This is a genomic window from Croceitalea rosinachiae (genome assembly GCF_031846445.1).
Taxonomy (GTDB): Bacteria; Bacteroidota; Bacteroidia; order Flavobacteriales; family Flavobacteriaceae; genus Croceitalea; species Croceitalea rosinachiae.
On record NZ_JAVRHR010000001.1, the window covers coordinates 1,051,467 to 1,069,789 of the forward strand.

16 protein-coding genes are annotated in these 18,323 nt (G+C 37.6%); 11 read left to right on the forward strand and 5 right to left on the reverse strand.

Going from position 1 to position 18,323, the window contains the following annotated elements; genetic code table 11:
• The first annotated feature begins 51 nt into the window (after window positions 1–51).
• Complete coding sequence (locus RM706_RS04835) at window positions 52–651, forward strand: hypothetical protein (protein ID WP_311349895.1); 600 nt, start codon at window positions 52–54, stop codon at window positions 649–651.
• Here the strand turns inward: RM706_RS04835 and RM706_RS04840 are convergent.
• The 4 genes from RM706_RS04840 to RM706_RS04855 form a co-directional block, all read right to left on the reverse strand.
• Window positions 648–824, reverse strand: a complete 177-nt coding sequence (locus RM706_RS04840) for a hypothetical protein (RefSeq protein ID WP_311349896.1) — start codon at window positions 822–824, stop codon at window positions 648–650. The genes RM706_RS04835 and RM706_RS04840 overlap by 4 nt on opposite strands.
• Window positions 825–1,051: 227 nt before the next feature.
• Complete coding sequence (locus RM706_RS04845; RefSeq protein ID WP_311349897.1) at window positions 1,052–1,405, reverse strand: toxin-antitoxin system YwqK family antitoxin; 354 nt, start codon at window positions 1,403–1,405, stop codon at window positions 1,052–1,054.
• A 375-nt stretch (window positions 1,406–1,780) separates the two neighbouring features.
• The gene (locus tag RM706_RS04850) at window positions 1,781–5,665 is read right to left on the reverse strand and encodes an ATP-binding protein (protein ID WP_311349898.1); all 3,885 of its coding nucleotides are present in this window, start codon (window positions 5,663–5,665) and stop codon (window positions 1,781–1,783) included.
• 169 nt (window positions 5,666–5,834) lie between these two features.
• Entirely contained in the window at window positions 5,835–6,590 is a 756-nt protein-coding gene (locus RM706_RS04855) for a sulfite exporter TauE/SafE family protein (protein ID WP_311349899.1), read from the reverse strand.
• A gap of 192 nt (window positions 6,591–6,782) precedes the next feature.
• Here RM706_RS04855 and RM706_RS04860 point away from each other — a divergent pair, with 192 nt between their 5' ends.
• Together RM706_RS04860 and RM706_RS04865 are read left to right on the forward strand one after the other, a co-directional pair.
• Complete coding sequence (locus RM706_RS04860) at window positions 6,783–8,594, forward strand: sodium:solute symporter family protein (RefSeq protein WP_311349900.1); 1,812 nt, start codon at window positions 6,783–6,785, stop codon at window positions 8,592–8,594.
• A 10-nt stretch (window positions 8,595–8,604) separates the two neighbouring features.
• Entirely contained in the window at window positions 8,605–9,690 is a 1,086-nt protein-coding gene (locus RM706_RS04865; protein WP_311349901.1) for an acyltransferase family protein, read from the forward strand.
• Here the strand turns inward: RM706_RS04865 and RM706_RS04870 are convergent.
• Window positions 9,687–10,280 carry a riboflavin synthase gene (locus RM706_RS04870; protein WP_311349902.1) on the reverse strand — a complete coding sequence of 198 codons (594 nt, stop codon included), beginning with the start codon at window positions 10,278–10,280 and terminating at the stop codon, window positions 9,687–9,689. The genes RM706_RS04865 and RM706_RS04870 overlap by 4 nt on opposite strands.
• 49 nt (window positions 10,281–10,329) lie before the next feature.
• Here RM706_RS04870 and pdxA point away from each other — a divergent pair, with 49 nt between their 5' ends.
• The 8 genes from pdxA to RM706_RS04910 all read left to right on the forward strand — a co-directional run bounded on the left by pdxA (window position 10,330) and on the right by RM706_RS04910 (window position 18,319).
• Entirely contained in the window at window positions 10,330–11,391 is a 1,062-nt protein-coding gene (pdxA, locus tag RM706_RS04875) for a 4-hydroxythreonine-4-phosphate dehydrogenase PdxA (RefSeq protein WP_311349903.1), read from the forward strand.
• 98 nt (window positions 11,392–11,489) lie between these two features.
• Window positions 11,490–12,023 carry a YceD family protein gene (locus RM706_RS04880; RefSeq protein ID WP_311349904.1) on the forward strand — a complete coding sequence of 178 codons (534 nt, stop codon included), beginning with the start codon at window positions 11,490–11,492 and terminating at the stop codon, window positions 12,021–12,023.
• A gap of 6 nt (window positions 12,024–12,029) precedes the next feature.
• Window positions 12,030–12,230 (forward strand): 50S ribosomal protein L32, encoded by a 201-nt coding sequence (gene rpmF / locus RM706_RS04885; RefSeq protein WP_311349905.1) that lies wholly within the window; start codon window positions 12,030–12,032, stop codon window positions 12,228–12,230.
• A gap of 174 nt (window positions 12,231–12,404) precedes the next feature.
• Window positions 12,405–13,400, forward strand: coding sequence for a beta-ketoacyl-ACP synthase III (locus tag RM706_RS04890; RefSeq protein ID WP_311349906.1), 996 nt, complete (start codon window positions 12,405–12,407; stop codon window positions 13,398–13,400).
• A 21-nt stretch (window positions 13,401–13,421) separates the two neighbouring features.
• Window positions 13,422–13,901: an acetyl-CoA carboxylase biotin carboxyl carrier protein gene (accB, locus tag RM706_RS04895; protein ID WP_311349907.1), complete on the forward strand. Its 480-nt coding sequence runs from the start codon at window positions 13,422–13,424 to the stop codon at window positions 13,899–13,901.
• Between the two features lie 94 nt (window positions 13,902–13,995).
• The gene (gene accC, locus RM706_RS04900; RefSeq protein ID WP_311349908.1) at window positions 13,996–15,348 is read left to right on the forward strand and encodes an acetyl-CoA carboxylase biotin carboxylase subunit; all 1,353 of its coding nucleotides are present in this window, start codon (window positions 13,996–13,998) and stop codon (window positions 15,346–15,348) included.
• 32 nt (window positions 15,349–15,380) lie between these two features.
• On the forward strand, window positions 15,381–16,493 hold the full coding sequence (locus RM706_RS04905; protein WP_311349909.1) for an NAD(P)/FAD-dependent oxidoreductase: 1,113 nt from the start codon (window positions 15,381–15,383) through the stop codon (window positions 16,491–16,493).
• A 149-nt stretch (window positions 16,494–16,642) separates the two neighbouring features.
• On the forward strand, window positions 16,643–18,319 hold the full coding sequence (locus tag RM706_RS04910; protein WP_311349910.1) for an amidase: 1,677 nt from the start codon (window positions 16,643–16,645) through the stop codon (window positions 18,317–18,319).
• Window positions 18,320–18,323 lie beyond the last annotated feature (4 nt).

Consider the following 18,323-nt stretch of genomic DNA (forward strand, 5'->3'; position numbering starts at 1 on the left):
TGGTTTTCTAATCAAGCCTAAGTTATTAGTTTGATAATAAATCAAGCTAGAATGAAAACTATACTAACAATTGCTCAAATTTGCTTGCTATTTCATTTTTCACATGCAAGCAAAAAAATAGACTTTAATTTCCAGGTTAGCGCCTTAGAAAGCATGTATAATTGTTTAGCATCCGCTCCTTCAGGAATACAAGATTTAAAAGATGGCGTCGTAATTGATGCTTACGATTTCTTTGATGGTGATGAAAAAGCATTGAGCCTGTTGGGTTTTTTAAATGTTGATATTAAAAAACAAGAGCGCATAACCGTAATTGAATATTTACAAAAGGGCTCAGTTTACTGTAACGGAAAGCGAAAAAAGTACGGTATTGGAGCAAGATTGATGATGCGGGTAACCAGTCATAAAAGAAAGGCAAAGCTAGATACTCCGCAACAGATAACCGCAAGTGTAATTTTTGGTCAAGCCACTGTAAAGTTTAGTATGCATACCTTCGGAATTACAGGCCCAGGAGTTGCTAACTTGAATAGAGTAGGTTCCATAACCGAAAATACGTATTCAAGCTTTATTTCGGGAATATCAGATTTATTAGCTGATGCTTATAAAGGAAGTAATCAGTATATCATAGCACCTCAATTATTGAGTAAGCCTTAAAGTTTGGCCAAGCTATTGTCCAAATCAGGTAGGGCGTTTAATACAGCATCCGTAATTTCTTGTTGAATTTGGGCAGCGTAAGCATCGTAGACCACAAGACTAAGTAAAAGGGCACTTATGGTCAAACATATGGTAAGTATACGTGCAGATAGCAATTTTTCTGAAGGGTTCATTTTTGGTTAGTTAATTTGTTTCGTATGAAGATACTATATTTTATCAAAATTAACAAACTCTTAACAAATCTAATGAACAGTTAGCCAGTATTTTACCTTCTCAGTGCTCCCTGTTTTATTGGTTGTAAGACCCATCTTAATATACTGGACTAATGTTGTTCAGCTAATTTAATGTTCAAAAATAAAGAGGGCATATGGCCCTCTTTTTAAATTAACTTACAACGAATCTAAAGTGTAATGTCTTTTGAATTATTCCATTCAATGACATTGACCAATCTGCCTTCTGAATAAGTGACCTCACGTAAGGCTTCACCATCGACTTTCCAAAAAAACCATTCGCCAATTCTCTTACCCTCATCATAATGCCCTATTGCAATTTTTTTGCCACTTTCTGTGAACATTACCCATTCGCCCTGAAGCTTTCCATTTTTTATACAACCTATTTGTGCAATTTGTCCATTGTCGTGAAAGTAAATGGCCTTTACAATTTCACCCACTTTTTCATATTTTGGCTCAATTTTCTGTGCATTCATTGTAAATGAACCAACTGTAAAAATTACTGATATTACTAAACTTTTCATTTTGATTATTTTTAAATTTTATTGTCTTTTTCTTTTTTTCCCATTAATTGAAAAATGAGGAACTATTGAATCTTCTGTGTTCTGCCCAATTGACCCTTCTGACTTTTCTTTGTTGGTACATGAACGAGAATCTCCTTACTTCCGTGGGCGTTTTTTCAAATGTTACTTTCATGATTTCTACTTTTTAATTATTGTTTTTGATTGAGGAACTTTTGAGCATAATCGCTCATTATTTTCGAGGACAAAGGAATGGTGAAAGTGGTTTTTGCACTATTACCATTTTAGCAAAAACTATAACTGTCGTAGCCAACAAAAAAATGGGAATAGGCAACTGTAAATGAGGTGGCAAAAACTATAACTAAGGTCGCATGCCCCTTATTTATTAGTTTCTGTGGGGGTTTCGCCAAATGCTTCGACATAGCACTTTGTGAAATATGAGGGACTTGAAAACCCGACCTGAAAAGCGATATCGGACACCCTTCCGGCACCTTGCTCCAATAATTTTTTTGCGCGCTCAAGTCGATATTTACGAATGAAGAGGCTTGGGGTTTGATCGGTAATCGAAATCATTTTTCGGTGTAATTGGGATCGGCTCAGATGTATGGCATCTGCCAATTGCTCCACACCAAAAGTTTCGTCCCCAATTTTTTCTTCGATCTCATCGATCAATTTTTCAAGAAATTGCTGCTCCATTGAAGTGACCGCTATTTCTTTTGGCGAGATCAAGGTGGTCTGCGCAAATCTTTTTTGAAGCCTTTTTCGGTTGAGGATGAGATTTCTGACCCGGGCTTCCAGTTCCAATTTGTTGAAAGGTTTTGCCAAATAGGCGTCAGCCTGAATGTTCAATCCTTTGATTTTATCCTCTTCTGAAGCCTTGGCGGTCAACAAAATTACCGGAATATGGGAAGTTGCGTCTTCGTGCTTAATTCTTTTACAAAGTTCGGTGCCATCCATTTTCGGCATCATCACATCAGACACAATAAGATCAGGCACATGCTCTTTGGCCATTTCAAACCCTTTTTTCCCATTTTCGGCCTCCAAAATGCTATAATTCTCCAATAACTGGGTTTTGATGTAGGCCCTCATTTCGCTATTGTCCTCGACCAAGAGCACAATTTCATCTGCATCACTTTCGGATGAAGGTTCCTCTACAATGAATGGTGCCACAATATGTTCAACGGCCGCTTTGGGGACAGCCTTGAATTTGGCCAATTGGTGTTCCTCTAGATGTTCCCTGCCCAAGGAAATGGATATCAAAAACTCCGTACCCTGATCGGGTTTGCTTTTAACTTGAATTTCACCGCCGTGCAGTTCTACCAATTCTTTGGTGAGGGATAGCCCAATGCCCGTACCTTCATGCTCACGTGACTCCCGGTTATCGGCCTGAAAAAAGCGGTCGAAAATATAAGGTAGTTGTTCTTGGTTAATACCGATGCCTGAGTCCTTGATTTTTATGGAGCAGTTAGTTTCTTGCTTTTCTACCGTCACTTCTACTGCGCCTCCCTTTTGGGTGAACTTCATGGCATTGGACAAGAGATTGACCAGTATCTTTTCCATCTTATCAGCATCGTAGAAGACGAAAAGCTCTTCCAGGTCACTATTGAATTTCAATTTGATTCCCCTAGAGACAGCCATGGAATTGAAGGACTCTGTGATGGCAGAAACCAGTTTGATGATATTTTGCTGACTGGCCCTAAGCTCCAATTTTCCCGCCTCCAATTTTGAAAGGTCCAACAGCTGGTTGATTAACCGTAAAAGCTGCTTGGCGTTGTTATTGATGAAGGTCAGTTTGTTTTTTTGAACAGGCTTTAAGGTATTGTCTTCTATCAAATCAGAAGATGGCCCTAGAATTAGAGTCAAGGGTGTTCGCAACTCATGTGAAATATTTGAAAAAAACCGGTTTTTTACTTCGTAAAGCTCTGCGATTTCCTCTGCTTGGCGTTTGGTTTCTGCTACGGCATTATCAATGGCTTCTTGAAGTAGCAGATTTTTTCTTTTCAGGTTTTTGTTTCGCCATTGGCTAAAGAGATAGGTCATCAACCCCAAGGCAAGTATGTAAAAAGGAATGGAAAACTTGTTCCAATACCAAGGAGGGTTTACGGTAAAGCGCACGGTAGCTTCTGCACTTTCTACAAAATAATCATTCAATGCCTTGACCTTAAAAATATAGTCGCCTGGGGGTAGCGAGGTATATTCTTTTGTGCTTTCTTTTGAAGGAGCACTCCAATTGTCCTCAAAGCCTTCCAATTTATATTGATATTGCTTGTTTTGAGAATGTTTGTAATTAGGAGAAGTATAGGAAAAGGACAGCAGATTGTTGTTATAAGGTAAATCATTAAACGTTATCGAATCTGCGGCATTTTGAATTGTATCAGTTGAAGAAGTTATTTCGGTTACCAAAATACTAGGTTTTCCAAGGCTCTTTTCTTGTTTGGATAAATCAAAATGTACAATTTCATCCAATATCCCAAAGTATAGGTTGCTTCCTGAAGCATGAAAAGTAATCGTAGTGAAAGGATCTTTTAGTTGGGATGCAGCACTTGAAAAAGGATGATAGATGGCTTGGTAACCTTTGCTGGAGCTATCTAATTCAACAAGCTGTTCTTTAAACGAATTTTTTGTTTTTAACCATTTTATGTTTTCTCCCTGACCTGTATATGGATAAAGACTTTCATTTTTTAAACCTAGGTAAGAACTAAAATCCGTGCTCTTCTGAAAAGAGTCTTTGTTGTCATTATAGCTATAAATGTTACGTTCAGAGGTAATAATAAATACGTCATCACCAAATTTAAATACCCTACAATACCCGGGCGGAACGCCTTTGTCGGTTCCATAATGCATTACTTTGGCAGTGTCAAAATTGATGCGTTTTTGTTCGTCTGTTGTATAAGTTACTTGGTAAACACCGCTGCTAGTTGTTCCAATCCAAAACACTCCTTCTTTTAATTGAAGAATTGTTCTTGCACCATTGAAAAATCCTTTTAATTGACCATTAACAGTCCAGCCATTCAACTTATTTGATTGGATTTGATAAATGCCATCATCAAAGAGGATGGCCATGGAATTTTCATCCTCTAACAAGTGCAGTCCATTCTGGTTTATGTTGCCATTATCTATCTGGGAATCGTCGATTATGCCAATGTTCTCATCTTTATCTATTACATAGGTTTTATCAAAACTGGCAAGTACAATTAATTGGTTTTGCAAGGTGTCGAGGTCACGAACAATTCTTGAGATATTACCCACTCTTTTCAAGCTATTGTTCTTTAAAACAAAAAGTCCGTTATTGGTTGATATATATAGCTTATCATTGAATTTTTGAATATCCATCACAGAACCATTTAGACCATTTTTTTTATCCAAGTAAGTAATGGGCGACCCAAAATCAATGCGGGTTATTCCCACATTGAGCGTACACCACAAAGACCCTTGACTATCTACAAAAAGTCCGCGAACCACATCGTTATTGAGCCCGTTGTCTGAAATAAAATGGTGTTTTAACCTTCCTTCAGAATCCAATATGACCAGCCCTTTATTGGTTGTTGCAACAGCTAAATCCCCTGAGGGCATTTTGACGGCAGTATTAATACCAAATTCCTCAAATATTTCTGAAGCCTCATTTTCGAATGGAAAGGTATTTTCGCCATCTAAAATCTCCAAGGCATCGTTGTTTTCAAAAAGAAGGCCCTCTTGCATAGATATGAGAAACTCGGTACCTGCGCCCAAGAATTTTTCTGAGAAATCTGCTTTTACAAATTCATCTTTTTCGTCAAGCACCAACATTCCCTTCTCAGGAATATTGAGATAAAAATGGTTGTTGTGCAGCAGCAATTTCCAAGGTCTGTTTTCCCACCCAGCCCAGATTTTAGAATCACTGCCATCTTCCTTGATTCGTAGTACAAAACTATAGGTCTGATAATACACATATCCCTTATGGAACACAGTTTCCCACACACGGCCAAACTGCTTTAAACTATCTGGTAAGTGCTCTGTAAAAGAAGTGTACGTATAGGTGTTTTTGTTTTTTTCGAAGAATCCAAGCTCATTAAGCCCTCCAACATATATTTTGGGCCCTTCAATATCCATAGAGCGAATATGACCTTTGCTTGGCAGGTTTTCTAATCGCCATTTTTCCCCATTGTAAACCAGAAGCCCACGAGTGTTGGCAAAGTACATGAAACCATTTTCATCTTGATCTGCCGTCCAGTTTTGGCGATTAGCTCGAAAAGTATCTGGACCATAATTTTTTAGAAAAGGCATACCAGAGTTTTGACAAAAAAGAGTCGCCGAAAAGAGTAAAAAAGTAAAATTGAAAACAAATTTCATAATGTTTCGCCCACTTATGAAATCAGGAATTTAAAAATCTAAATATTCATAATCAATAAAATAATCAACTTATAGGGTCTTCTATGTTAAACTAAGGTTATGTTTATTTTAATAGGATTGCTACCGCTCCTATTATGGTAACCACTATAATAAATCGTCGGTACTGTTTTTCATTTATCATTTTAACTAATTTTACCCCGAAAAAGAGTCCGATAAAAATGGCAGGAAGCAACTTTAAATTGACTACTAATGTTTCGGTGGATATGGTTTTCCAAACAAAAAGGTGAAATGGCAGTTTAAAAAGATTGGTGATTAAAAACAACCAAGCAGCGGTGCCTACAAACTCGTTTTTTGGTAGTCGTATGGCTAAAAAGAAAAGATTTGTAAAGGCCCCAGCCAGATTGCCTACCATAGTTGAAATACCTGCAACAACTCCAGTACTGCCAGCGAACGTCCAATGTGTCGGCACCTTTTTAGACTTTCGTCTATCCCAATAAACAATAATTGCCAGGCTAATTAAAATGAGCGCTACCATCGCTATTTTAAATTGATGCTCGGGTAAATCTTTACCGACAATTACACCAATTAAAATACCAATAATAATCCATGGAAGCAGTTTTATGATATAATTCCATTTAGTATGACGGTTATAATAAATAACAGCAAAAAGGTCTCCTACTAGTAAGAGCGGTATAATAAAACCAGTAGACTGTTTTGCTCCAAAAGCTAACGCCATTAGGGTAACATTAAAAATAGAAAGCCCTTTTAACCCTGCTTTTGAAATACCCATTAAGAAAGCAGCAGTACATGCAAAAACCCAGCCTAAAATGGAAACTTCGGCAAAATCTATTGTTGACATTGAGGTAAAATGTTGGCATTAAAATTAAGTCATATTACTAGAAGAGCTTGATTTAGTCAAAAATAATAGTTCAAATTAGCATGTGATTATATGGAAAATTGTCAAATAGTGCTAGAATAATAGCATATTATGCACTGACTAAAGTCTGATTATAAAAAAATTATATCTTTAATAATCAACCAATAACCAATTATGGAACTCAGCACGCTTGACTATAGCTTTATCATCGTTTTCTTTTCTCTTGTTTTAGGAATTGGAGTTTATGTTTCAAAAAAATCTGGAAAGAACTCTTCAGAATTTTTTCTTTCTGGCCGAACCATGCCCTGGTGGCTTTTGGGGTTGTCAATGGTAGCCACCACCTTCTCTACGGACACACCCAACCTTGTTACAGATATTGTAAGAACTTCTGGTGTTTCTGGTAATTGGGTTTGGTGGTGCTTTTTACTAACGGGCATGCTTACCGTTTTTGTATATGCTAAGCTTTGGCGCAAATCTAACGTTAAAACCGACCTTGAGTTTTATGAAATGCGCTACGGAGGCAAGCCTGCAAGCTTTTTAAGAAAGTTTAGGTCCATTTATTTAGGTGCTTTGTTCAACATCATCACCATGGCATCCGTTACTTTAGCCGCAATAAAAATTGGGGGAATAATGTTAGGCCTTGAACCTTGGGAAACTGTTGTCGGGGCAGGTTTAATTACTGTTGTTTTTAGTGCACTCGGAGGTTTTAAAGGTGTAGTTTATACTGACTTTCTTTTGTTTTTTGTTGCTATGGCCGGTGCCATAGGGGCAGCGTTTTATTTAGTTAATATTCCTGAGGTCGGCGGGATAGAAGCGCTTATTGCGCATGAAAATGTCGCTGATAAACTCAATATCCTTCCTGATTTTGATAACACAAGTGTACTTATTACTATGTTCATCATTCCGATTGCAGTGCAATGGTGGAGTTCATGGTACCCTGGTGCCGAGCCTGGTGGTGGTGGTTATATTGCACAACGGATGTTGGCTGCGAAAGATGAGAATCATGCTATAGGCGCGACCTTCTTTTTTAATATTATGCATTACGCGCTGCGTCCTTGGCCATGGATTTTAGTGGCATTGGCATCTTTGGTCGTATACCCTGATATCGCCAGTATCGCACAAGCTTTTCCTGATGTGGCAAATGATAAATTAGGGCACGATTTGGCATACTCAGCGATGCTTACAAAACTCCCAAGCGGGCTATTGGGAGTTGTTTTAGCATCACTAGTTGCAGCTTATATGAGTACGATTTCAACCCAATTAAATTGGGGCTCTTCTTATATTGTTTTTGATTTTTATAAGCAACAAATCAATCCTGATGCAACAGAAAAACAAATGGTGACTGTGGGCAGAATTTCAACCGTAGTACTTATGTTACTAAGTGCGCTTTTAGCACTTACTTTGCAAAATGCGTTTGAAGTTTTTGACCTTTTGGTGACATTTGGAGCCGGTACAGGCCTGGTTTTTATTTTGAGATGGTTTTGGTGGCGTATCAATGCATGGAGTGAAATTACGGCAATGTTTGTTTCTGGTATCATATCAATTTTATTGGTTAAAACTAGTTTAGGCGAGATGTTATTTGACCCTATCACTGGGTTATTGCCAGAATGGGCGAACTATCCTTTTGTAGTAGTCGTGACCACTGCCATTTGGGTGGCAGCGACTTTAATGACCAAACCTGAATCGGATGCTACTTTAAGGTCATTTTATAAAAAAATACAGCCTGGAGGCCCCGGCTGGGCAAAAGTAGTTTCTAAAGCAGAAACTGACAATGTTGAAATTGTAAACGCAAAAGAAAAATGGAGCGTACCTTCTGGGGTTACAGCTATGTTATTAGGCGTTACCTTGGTATATTCAACGATGTTTGCCACTGGGTATTGGATTTATGGGGAAACTACATACGCCATAATTGGTAGCGGTATAGCTTTGGTTTCAGGGCTATCACTTATTAAGGTTTGGAAAGGCATGAAGGAAAATATATTGTAAATACTAGATTATGAAAGATAGGATTCTATCGGTAGATATTTTTAGAGGCGCAACTATTGTTTTAATGATTTTAGTCAATACCCCAGGTACTTGGTCAAACGTATTTCCACCTTTATTGCACGCTAAGTGGCATGGCTATACTCCTACAGATTTAGTGTTTCCTTTCTTTTTATTTATTGTGGGCACTTCCATTGTTTTTGCGTATCAAAACAAAAAAACAAATAGTGGGACATATAAGAAGATTAGTATTCGAACGCTTAAATTAATTGGATTGGGATTGTTTTTAGGCGCATTCACTATCAGCTTTCCATTTCTTAAAGAATTTTCAGCGATTCGATTTCCAGGAGTATTACAGCGTATTGGCGTGGTTTTCTTTTTTGCAGCTATTTTCTTTTTGAATTTTAGATGGAAAACCTTGATTGTGATTACAGTCGGATTGCTTGTTGGGTATTGGTTGTTAATGACACTAATTCCAGTTAACGACATAGAATCAACATTGGACAGAGCGCCTAACAATCTTGCTAATTGGTTGGATGTGAAAATTTTTGGCTCCCACAACTATAAAGCTGACTATGACCCAGAAGGCTTTTTAAGCACCATCCCTTCCATAGCAAGCTCGATATTAGGAATTTTTACTGGGCTTATCCTATTGTCAAAACAAAAGAAAAAAGCCACTATTTTATTTGGATTAGGCGGAGTATTATTAATTGTTGGCCACCTTTGGGACCTTGTTTTCCCTATCAACAAAGCACTTTGGACAAGCAGCTTTGTATTGGTGACTGCAGGTTGGGCAAATATTGTATTGGCACTTATTTACTATTTGACTGATATTAAGAAAATCCAATTTGGCAGTATTTTTAGATATGCAGGGGCCAATGCCATTGTTGTCTATTTCTTGTCCAGTTTTATCAGTAAAATCATGGGTCAAATTAAAATTGGCGATACTTCATTGCACGGCTGGTTATTCCAAAATATTTATGTGCAAAACTTTATGTCTATGGAGCTATCATCGCTACTTTATGGTTTAAGTGTAGTTGCCTTTTATTGCTTATTGGCCTATGTGCTTTACAAAAAGAAGATTTTCATAAAGGTTTAATCAGGTTGATTGCCTAAAAGTCTAGCCACATACTTTCCGATAACATCAAATTCTAAATTTACTTTCGTTCCTACTTCATAAGAATTGAACCGAGTGTTCTCATAGGTGTACGGAATAATGGCAACACTAAAACTATCTTGTTTGGAAGCTACTACGGTTAAACTTGTGCCATCAATAGTTATCGAGCCCTTTTCAATAGTAACATTGTTTTTTGAAGTATCATATTGAAAGCTAAAGAACCAACTACCATCTTTTTCTTCAATTTTTGTGCAAGAGGCAGTTTGATCCACATGACCCTGCACTAAATGTCCATCTAATCGCGTTCCCAAAAGCATGGCACGCTCAAGATTAACCTTATCATTTACTTTGAGCTCGCCAATACTTGTTTTGTCTAAAGTTTCTTGAATAGCGGTTACCGTATAATTATTGCCATTAATGGCAATCACTGTTAAACAAACTCCATTGTGCGCAACACTTTGGTCTATTTTGAGCTCTTGGGTTATTGAAGATGATATGGTAATATGCAGGTTTCCACCATCTTTATCGAGTTTGGTGACGGCGCCTAAAGTCTCAATAATACCTGTAAACATGTCTCTGTCAATTTAATTAGCTTTGTAATGTAAAAATAGGTATTCAGATATGGATTCTAAGTCAGAAACGAAGAAAATAAAACTAGGCATTTCAATAGGAGATTTAAATGGAATTGGCTGTGAAGTGGCATTAAAAACCTTTGAAGACCAAAGAATGCTTGATTTCTGTACTCCAGTAATTTTCGCTTCTAATAAAACAATATCTGCGCATAAACAACAACTTGGCTTGAATCTTAACTTTCATGGAATTCATGACCCTAAAAAGTCATTAGATGGAAAAATTAATGTAGTCAATGTATGGAAAGAGTCGCCTAGAATTGAATTTGGAAAAGCTACTACTGAAGGTGGCAAGTATGCCATAAAATCTCTTAGAGCAGCAGTCAAGTCACTTAAAAATGGAGAGATTGATGTTTTAGTAACGGCACCAATAAACAAAAACAATATTCAGGCTGAGGATTTTAAATTTCCGGGGCACACAGATTTTCTCGCCCAAGAATTGGACGGAGAAAGCCTCATGTTTATGGTAACGGATACACTTCGAGTTGGTTTGTTGACAGATCATATTGCGGTAAAAGATGTGGCGCAAGCTATTACGACAAAGTTGATTAAAGACAAAGTGAAAACAATGTCCAAGTCTTTAAAAATGGATTTTGGTATTCGTAGACCTAAGATTGCCCTTTTAGGCATTAACCCACATAGTGGCGATAACGGAACTATTGGAGAAGAAGATGAAAAACTGTTGAAACCTGCAATTCAAGACCTATTTGACATAGGCAATTTAGTATATGGACCTTATTCTGCAGATAGTTTTTTTGGCTCCAACTCGCATCAAAATTTTGATGCTATTTTAGCCGCTTACCATGATCAAGGATTGATTCCGTTCAAAACCCTTTCTTTTGGTAAAGGGGTTAACTTTACTGCTGGGTTAAGAAAAATAAGGACCTCGCCCGACCATGGTACTGCTTATGAGATCGCCGGTCAAGGAAAAGCAGACGAAAGTTCCTTTAAAGAGGCCGTTTTTAGCGCTATTCATATCTTTAGAAATAGAGTAGAATACCTTGATTTGACGAAAAACCCGTTGAAAAAACAGAACCCAAGAAAATCGGCTTAAAAGCAATGGCTTTATTTTCGTCAAACAATTGGGTTTTTACAAATAAATAGTATCTTTGCACCCGCCTTAATGGCTGGTACACAAACCATACGAGTTAAATGATGAAGTTGAAGGAGTTTTTTATTCCTTTTTCAGGATTGAAATTAGGAAGACACGAGTTTGAGTATAAGATTGAAAATAAGTTCTTTGAATCTTTTGGTTATCAAGAGTTTAACGCAACTTCAATTGCATTGAAGGCAGAGTTAAATAAGATGAATACCATGATGGAACTTGATTTAAGGGCTGATGGCACAATCAATATAGATTGTGATTTAACTAATGAGCCTTATGAACAAGCTATTTCATCAGATTTGCAGTTAGTCATAAAGTTTGGTGAGGAGTATAATGATGAGGATGATGAGATTTTAATCATTCCACATGGCGAACACCAACTTTATATTGCACAATATGTGTACGAAATGTTAGTGCTTGCTGTTCCTCATAAAAGAGTTCATCCTGGCGTGCTTGACGGCACATTGCAATCAGAAGCTTTGGATAAGCTTGAAGAGCTAGAATTAAAAGAGACAAAAGAAGAAAAAGAAGATACTGATCCCAGATGGGACGGATTAAAAAAATTATTAACGGACAAATAGGTTACAATGGCACATCCTAAAAGGAAAATATCAAGAACCAGAAGAGACAAAAGACGTACGCACTATAAGGCTGTAGCACCTACTATTGCTAAAGATTCTACAACTGGTGAAATGCACCTATACCATAGAGCGCACTGGCATGAAGGAAAGCTTTATTATAGAGGTCAAATCCTTATTGATAAAACGGAAGAAGAAGCTGCTGCTTAGCTTCTTTCGATAAAAGAATAGATACGTGACTCCCATTACTTGTAATAGGGAGTTTTTTTATGGACTCAATTTATTTCAAAAGGGTTAATTTTAATCAAAAAGTCGCAAAAAATCACTACTTTTCGTCGATTTTGATTCATTTTTAAAGCTTTTTTGACAAAAAAGGAAAATAGCATGAATAAAAAAAGAGCAGCGATTACAGCTGTCGGGGGTTATGTACCTGATTTCATTCTTACCAATCAGCTACTAGAATCCATGGTAGAGACCAATGACGAATGGATTACAACTAGAACAGGAATCAAAGAACGTAGAATTTTAAAAGAAGAAGGTCAAGGAACATCATATTTGGCTATTAAGGCAGCTGAAGATTTGATAGCTAAAAAAGACTTGAATGTAAAGGAAATTGACCTTGTTTTGGTAGCTACGGCTACACCAGACATGATGGTCGCTTCAACAGCGGCTTACGTAGCATCTGAAATTGGAGCTGTCAATGCTTTTTCATACGACTTACAAGCCGCCTGTTCCAGCTTTTTATTTGGAATGTCAACTGCGGCCAGCTATATTGAATCGGGTAGGTATCAAAAAGTATTATTGATAGGTGCCGATAAAATGTCATCCATTATAGATTACACCGATAGAACTACCTGTATCATTTTTGGTGATGGAGCTGGAGCGGTTTTATTCGAACCTAATGACGAGGGTCTTGGCCTGCAGGACGAATATTTACGTTCTGACGGTATTGGCAGAAACTTCCTAAAAATGGATGCTGGTGGTTCCATTTTGCCAGCAAGTGAAGAGACAGTAAAAAACAACCAACACTATGTGTATCAAGATGGTAAATCTGTTTTCAAGTTTGCAGTTTCAAACATGGCTGATGTCTCAGGTAAAATAATGGAGAGAAACAGGCTATCACATGATGATGTGCAATGGTTGGTGCCCCATCAAGCCAATAAACGCATTATCGATGCTACGGCAAGGCGAATGGGAGTGGAAGATAGTAAGGTTATGATGAATATTCACCGCTACGGAAATACAACATCTGCCACCTTACCTCTTTTGTTGTTCGATTATGAAAAACAACTGAAAAAAGGAGATAACTTAGTATTTGCTGCTTTTGGCGGTGGCTTTACATGGGGTTCCATATACCTTAAATGGGCATACAATTTATAAGAACTAACTAAATCAAAATCAATGGATATTAAAGAAATTCAAAGCTTGATAAAATTTGTGGCCAAATCTGGCGCAAGTGAAGTGAAGTTGGAAATGGAAGATATTAAAATTACCATTAGAACGGGTGGTATTTCAAGTACTCCAGAAACTACTATTGTTCAACAAATTCCAATGGCTCAGGCTCCTGCTGCTCCTGCTCCTGCTCCTGTCGCTGCAGAAGCTCCGGCGCCAGCTGCTCCAGTGGCTGAAGATGATTCAACATATATTACCATTAAGTCACCAATTATAGGTACTTTTTATAGAAAACCATCACCGGACAAACCTTCTTTTGTTGAGGTAGGGCAAGACATTAATAAAGGGGATGTGTTGTGTGTAATTGAAGCAATGAAACTTTTCAACGATATTGAGTCTGAAGTATCCGGTAAGATTGTCAAAATTTTAGTTGACGATTCTTCTCCAGTAGAATTTGACCAACCTTTATTTTTGGTTGATCCATCATAATTTTAAGTTTAGAAGTTTGAAGTTTAATGTTTAAATCAACTAACTGTATTTAAACCAATAAGCTGCTAAACCATAAACTCTTAAACTGAAAAGCATGTTTAAAAAAATATTAATTGCAAATAGAGGCGAAATTGCACTTCGTGTGATACGAACCTGTAAAGAAATGGGCATCAAAACGGTTGCCGTGTATTCAAAGGCTGATGAAGAGAGCCTGCATGTCCGTTTTGCTGATGAGGCAGTATGTATTGGTCCTGCCCCGAGTAGTGAATCGTATTTGAAGATCCCCAATATTATTGCGGCTGCCGAAATCACAAATGCTGATGCGATACATCCTGGATATGGTTTCTTATCTGAAAATTCTAAGTTCTCTAAAATTTGTGCTGAGCATAAGATTAAATTCATTGGTGCTTCAGGTGACCAAATAGATAGAATGGGTGATAAGGCCACTGCTAAGGAAACTATGAAAAAAGCAGGTGTGCCTTGTGTGCCTGGTTCTGATGGATTATTGAAAGATGTGGCCGATGCCAAAAAAACCGCCAAGAAAATGGGCTATCCTGTAATGATAAAGGCTACCGCGGGTGGCGGTGGTAAGGGTATGCGTGCTGTTTGGAGTGAAAATGAGATGCAAGAGTTATATGACAGTGCAGTTCAAGAAGCTTCCGCTGCTTTTGGTAATGGCGCCATGTATATGGAAAAATTGATTGAGGAACCTCGCCATATTGAAATTCAGATTGTAGGGGATCAATATGGTAAAGCTTGTCATTTATCAGAACGTGATTGTTCGGTTCAACGGAGACATCAAAAGTTGACAGAAGAAACCCCGTCTCCTTTTATGACTGACAAATTAAGGGATGACATGGGTAAGGCTGCGGTGAAGGCTGCTGAATATATTAAGTATGAAGGAGCAGGAACAGTAGAGTTTTTGGTGGATAAACATCGAAATTTTTACTTTATGGAAATGAATACCCGTATTCAAGTAGAGCACCCTATCACAGAACAGGTTGTAGATTATGATTTGATTCGCGAGCAAATATTAGTGGCTGGTGGAGTGCCTATTTCAGGTAAAAATTATATTCCTAAGTTGCATTCTATTGAATGTAGAATTAATGCCGAGGATCCATACAATAACTTTAGACCTTCTCCAGGTAAGATAACGACCTTGCATACGCCAGGGGGTCACGGTATTCGCTTAGACACCCATGTTTATAGTGGCTATATTATTCCTCCAAACTATGACTCTATGGTAGCGAAGTTGATAACAACGGCGCAAACCCGTGAAGAGGCCATAAATAAAATGAGACGTGCTCTGGATGAATTTGTTATTGAAGGTGTCAAAACTACGATACCGTTTCATAGACAATTGATGGATAGTCCAGATTATTTGGCGGGTAATTACACGACCAAGTTTATGGAAGACTTTCAAATGGATGAAAAATACGACTACTAATTTAAACCCCGATTTATCGGGGTTTTTTGGCTATGGAATTAAGTTATTGGGAATATAAAACATGGCTTTCTAATATTGACTTCACTATTGTAGGTAGTGGAATTGTTGGTTTGAATACCGCTTTGCACCTTAAAAAGCGATTTCCAAAAGCGAAGATTCTTATTCTTGAAAAAGGCATACTACCCCAGGGAGCAAGTACAAAGAATGCAGGTTTTGCCTGTTTTGGAAGTATTTCTGAGGTTTTATCTGATTTAAAGTCACATACGGAAGAAGAAGTAGTTCAATTAGCAGCACAGCGTTTTAAGGGCATTCAATTACTTCGTGAGATTTTGGGTGATGAAAATCTTGGTTATGAAAACTTGGGAGGGCATGAACTCTTTCTAAATAAAGACCTCCCTCTTTTCGAAAAATGTCAATCGTCTACTACTTACATTAATAAACTTTTAAAACCTGTGTTTAAAAAACCTGTTTTTAAAATTACGCGAAATACTTGTGGTTTTAAGAATATAAACCAAGACATTATCACGCATACGGAAGAAGGACAAATTGATACAGGACGAATGATGAACTCCTTACTGAATTTAGTACAAAAAAAGGGTATTTTAATTTTAAATTCCGTGCAAGTCGAAGAGTTCGAAGAGAAAAGTGATAGTGTTCTTGTTAAGGCAGTTGACTTTGAGTTTCATACCAAAAAGTTGCTGATTGCAACTAATGGTTTTGCTTCAAAATTATTGGATGAGCAAGTCGAACCTGCAAGAGCGCAGGTAATGATTACCAGGCCCATAAAGAATTTGCACATCAAGGGAACTTTTCACTTTGATGAGGGCTATTACTATTTTAGAAATCTTGACAATCGCATTCTGTTTGGCGGGGGCCGAAATCTTGACTTTCACTCAGAAAAAACAGATGCTTTTGGTCAAACTGAGCTAATTCAGGCAGAGTTAGAACGCCTTCTTAATCATATGATTTTACCAAACATCGAATTTGAAATTGATTACAGATGGAGTGGGATTATGGGTGTTGGGCAACACAAGAAACCAATTGTAAAACAGCTTTCAAAAAACGTCTTCTGCGGAGTGCGTTTAGGTGGAATGGGCATTGCCATTGGCAGCTCTGTTGGCAAAGAGTTAGCTAATCTACTTTAGATTTTCTGTGCGTCATTCATTTTTCACTTAGCGGAAGAAATGAATGTATTTTAACTCTTTGCTTTTTACCTATCTTCATTAGATGATTTATGGACAAAAGGGAACAATGCAAAAAACATAAATAAAATCTTTTTAAAAATTCAATGTATATGTACCAACCTACAAGAAGAACATCTCAGCTATTAATTTTTGGCCTTTTCAGTTTCTTTAGTATTTTATCTTGCTCGAGCTCTAAAAACGAATTTTCTAAAAAGGATGTAAAGCGATCTCAAAAGCTGGTAGGATTAGATTTTGACAAAAAATATATTGATACCCTCTACCCTTATTTAAAACGAAATAAGGAAGGATTTGATTCGCTGAGAAAATACACCTTAGATAATAACGTCATACCTGCAGTTAGGTTTGATCCATTGCCTTTGAATTTTACACCGAGAGCACAATCGGGTTTTCCGGAGTGGGAAATTCCAGTGGGGGTTCAACTTCCAAGAAAAGAGGCCGACCTCGCTTTTTACTCCATACCTCAACTTGCATCCCTTATTAAAAACAAAAAAATAAGCTCTCTTGAACTGACGAAGTTCTTTATAGCACGATTAAAAAAGTATAATCCCATTTTAGAATGTACTATTACCATTACAGAGGAAATGGCATTGAAGCAAGCTAAACTGTTGGATGCGGAGCTTGCTGCTGGTAACTATCGTGGGATTTTGCATGGGATACCTTATGGGGTAAAAGATTTAATGGCTGTTCAAGGTTATAAGACTACTTGGGGGGCAGCACCCTATAAAGACCAACAAATTGACGTGAATGCAACCGTAGTTCAAAAGTTACAAGATGCAGGGGGTGTTTTAATAGCGAAACTTGTTTCTGGGTCTTTGGCCCGTGGTGATGTGTGGTTCGGCGGAAAAACAAAAAATCCATGGGATACTGAGCAAGGTGCGTCAGGCTCTTCAGCAGGCTCTGGTTCCGCTACTTCTGCAGGTTTGGTGCCTTATTCATTGGGAACAGAAACATTAGGTTCTATAACCTCTCCAAGTAATAGAAACGGAATTACAGGACTGCGCCCAACCTATGGAAGGGTAAGTAGACACGGTGTAATGAGTTTAAGTTGGTCTATGGATAAAGTGGGCCCTATGGCTAGAAGTGCAGAAGATTGCGCTATTGTATATAGTGTAATCGCAGGAAAAGACTCAAAAGATGCAATGACTTCAAATTATCCTGACGGATATGAACCCAAGAAGGATTACAAATCGTTGCGTATTGCCTACTTAAAAAAAGATATAGAAAAAGACACTTCTCTTAGCAAGAATAACCTTGAAAAGGCATTGAAGACTTTTGAAGATATGGGCCTAACGTTAGATGAAGTTGAATTGCCTAAAGATATTCCTTATAACAGTTTTGACGTTATTTTAAGAGCTGAAGCTGGTGCTTTTTTTGATGATTTGGTACGTTCTAAAGAAGTGGACAGAATGGTAGAACAAACACAACGTTCACGTGCAAATTCGTTACGCCAAGCACGGTTTATACCAGCTGTGGAATACATACAAGCTAATAGACAAAGACAAGTACTTATTGAAAAAATGCATGCTATTATTAAGGATTACGATGTACTTATCTCTCCTACTTTCGGCAATAGGCAATTGATTATTACAAATCTGACCGGTCATCCAGTCATAGCTATACCTACAGGGTTAGATAAAGAAAAACACCCAACAAGTATGACCTTGGTGGGTAATTTATATGACGAAGCTAGTATTCTTTTATTGGCAAAAGCTTTTCAAGACAACACCGATTTTGACGAAATGCATCCTGAAGGGTATACGGATTAGCAGA